Annotated in this window: 3 protein-coding genes; 1 reads left to right on the plus strand and 2 read right to left on the minus strand. The window is 69.6% G+C overall.

Going from position 1 to position 2,814, the window contains the following annotated elements; genetic code table 11:
* Together AOK16_RS23435 and AOK16_RS27530 are read right to left on the minus strand one after the other, a co-directional pair.
* Positions 1-1,225 (minus strand): acyl-CoA dehydrogenase family protein (locus tag AOK16_RS23435; RefSeq protein WP_055474129.1); only part of this gene is annotated, 1,225 nt, incomplete at its 3' end.
* Positions 1,226-1,821: 596 nt separating this feature from the next.
* Entirely contained in the window at positions 1,822-1,992 is a 171-nt protein-coding gene (locus tag AOK16_RS27530; protein ID WP_169790947.1) for a hypothetical protein, read from the minus strand.
* 638 nt (positions 1,993-2,630) lie between these two features.
* Here AOK16_RS27530 and AOK16_RS23440 point away from each other — a divergent pair.
* A partial coding sequence (locus AOK16_RS23440) for a VOC family protein (RefSeq protein ID WP_478072644.1) occupies positions 2,631-2,814 on the plus strand: 184 nt, incomplete at its 3' end.

Genomic DNA, 2,814 nt, shown 5'->3' on the forward strand with positions numbered 1-2,814 from the left:
CCTCCAGCTGCCGCTCCAGCCGCTGGAGTTCCTCCCTCTCCTCCATCCGCACCAGGTCGGCCAGCTTCTCGGACCACTGGCCCTTGCCGGCGCCCAGCGCCAGCTCGCCGAGGCGCAGCAGCTGGACGTCGGAGGTGCCGGCGGGGGCGAAGATGTGGAAGGCGTCGCGCAGATAGCGCTCGATGGGGCGGTCGGTGAACAGGCCGCAGGCGGCGTGGATCTCCATGGCGTTCCGGGCGGAGTCGATCGCGGACTCGACGTTGAGGAGCTTGGCGTTCATCAGCTCCGCGTCGCAGGGCAGTCCGCGGTCCAGAAGGTGGACGGCGTGATAGGCGGCCAGCCGGGCGGTCATCAGCCGGGACTGGATCTGGCCGAGTTTGAGTTTGATGTTGCCGAGCTCGCCGAGCGGTCTGCCGTACCGCTCGCGCTCGATGCAGAAGGCGGTGGTCTCCTCCAGGACGGCCTGGTGGATGCCGAGCGAGACCGCGGTGAGGTTGGCCCTCCCGTAGAGCACGCTCGAGGAGTAGGCCACCTTGAGGCCCTCTCCCTCCTCCCCCAGTCGGTTGGCGGCGGGGACCCGGCAGTTGTCGAAGATCAGTTCTCCGAAGCTGAAGCCGTGCAGGCCCATGGCGGGCTTCTGCTCGGCCAGCGAGAAGCCGGGGCGGTCTGCCTCGACGAGGAAGGCCGAGAGCCCCTTGGAGCCGGGGCCGGTGCGGACGACCACGCCGTGCAGATCGCCGACGTGGCTGTTGCCGACGTAGATCTTGCGGCCGTTGAGAATGTAGTCGTCGCCGTCGCGAACGGCGGTGGCCGCCATCCCCAGGACGTGTCCGCCCGACTCGGGTTCGGTCACCGCGATGGTGGGCAGGCAGTCGCCGGCCGCGATGCGCGGGAGCCAGGTCTTCTTCTGTACGTCGTCGCCAAAGTGGATGATCTTGGCGACGCCGAGCTGGGAGGCCTGGACCATGGCCCCCATGGCGCCGCTGACGCGGGCGAGTTCCTCGATGATGATGGTCTTGGCCAGGTGTCCGGCGCCCATGCCGCCGTACTGTCCGTCAATGGTGGCCCCGATCCAGCCTTGCCGGGCGATGAGCCGGGACAGCTCGTGGGAGACGGCGCGCGAGGCCTCCATCTCCGGTATGCGGGGCCGCACTTGTTCGTCCGCGAATGCGCGTACGCGATGGCGCAGTTCCTCATGGTGACGGTTGGTGAAATAGCGTTCCACGACGAGCCCTCCTCCGCGCTTCCCCCGCGCCCTCTGGGACCCGGGGGCCGTTCGTCGGGCACTGGTTCCCCGCCCCAGGCTGACCGACGGCCCTATCCTCTACAAGCCGTTCGCCGAAGCCAAGATCGTTTCACGAGCTTTGACCATCCCCGCCCCTGTTGTGTTCTGATCTCAACTGTTTAGTTTTATACGGGAGTTGTTTAGGTGTCGCTTCACAGTCGACGTCTCCTGAGCGACTGCGAGCGGATCTGACGCACTTCCGCCCCTGGCCTGCTCACCAGGCAATTGCCGGGCACCGGCACACAACCCTTAGCTGATGGTCAGTCAATTGACTTGCCGTCAGGAGACCGGAAGACGCCGGTTTCGACACTCCCCGACATGCGCCGCGCGCCCCCAAGGCGCGCGGGGGCACAAGAGGGCGCGCAAGCCCGCGCACGCGCCCCCCTGTGACGTCTTCGGGCCCGAACCCAAGGTCCTCGGGGCACACAAAAAGCCCCGCCCGCCCCTGCTGTCCAGGGGCGGGCGGGGTCGACCGGTCGGCCGTGGGCGCCGCTCAACTCACGGCGCGCGGCGGCCGGTCGATGCCGCGAGCGCGGCTAGTCGATGCCGCGGAGGATGTGCGACTCCGCGGGATCGTCCTCGTATCCGGCGAGCCGGATCGGTGCCGAGCGCGCCCAAACGTCGAGGTTGCGGACCTCCTTGGACCGCTTACGCCGTTCCTTGCGCTCGGGATTGGACTGGTTTCGCTTGGTCTTCTCTGGTGTCACCGCGCACACTCCTTCGCGTCGGGTGAACCGGGACGTGCCGCCCGGCGGCCTCGACCGGGGCGCCGAACGCCCGGTGGGGCTGCTGATACGGGCAGTACGGACGCGGTGGCGCCGGGTGGGGCGACCGAGGGCGGGCCACGGTGATTGGCGGGCCCCCGGGACGGCCGATGTTGTCGGGTGCCTCATCGCCGAGGCTGTCCGTCCCGACCAGATTAGCGACCCCGACCGCTCATCGCGCGACGTAATTCGGCCTCGATGACCACGCTCCGCCAACTCCGCAGCTCAGCACCCCTGGCATACGCCAATGTCGGCACTGGGTGCCGTAGGAACTCACAACCGCAAACGTCGTAGGAACCATAGGCGCGCCGTTCGTTACCGCTCCCCTCCCGAGGGCACCCGGTGCGCAGGGCCGAGGAGTAGGACGGGCCGGGACCCGCGGCCGGGCGCCGCGCCGCTGGAGCGCGCGTGGTCGAGGGGGTGAAGGGCGGCAACGGTGGCGCCGGGGGCACTCGGGACGGAGTCTGGAGGCAGACGCCGTCGCCGGCCGAGGCCTGGCCGAGAGCATTCCTGGGAGCGGGGTGAGGAGCTTGGCTGCCGCGAAGCGGGCGGTTCAGGGCGCGCCGTGCTGGGTGAGCCTCATGGCCCACGACCTGGCCGCCGCCCAGGACTTCTACGCCGCCGTGCTCGGCTGGCGGTACAAGCCGGGCATCCAGGGCCGGGGCAACTACGCCGTCGCGCTGGTCCACGGATCGCCGGTGGCCGGGCTGGCCGCCGGGGCGCGGCTGATGGGCTTTCCGGTGTGCTGGACCGCGTACTTCGCCG

The organism is Streptomyces pathocidini, from assembly GCF_001418495.1.
GTDB classification, from domain to species: Bacteria; Actinomycetota; Actinomycetes; order Streptomycetales; family Streptomycetaceae; genus Streptomyces; species Streptomyces pathocidini.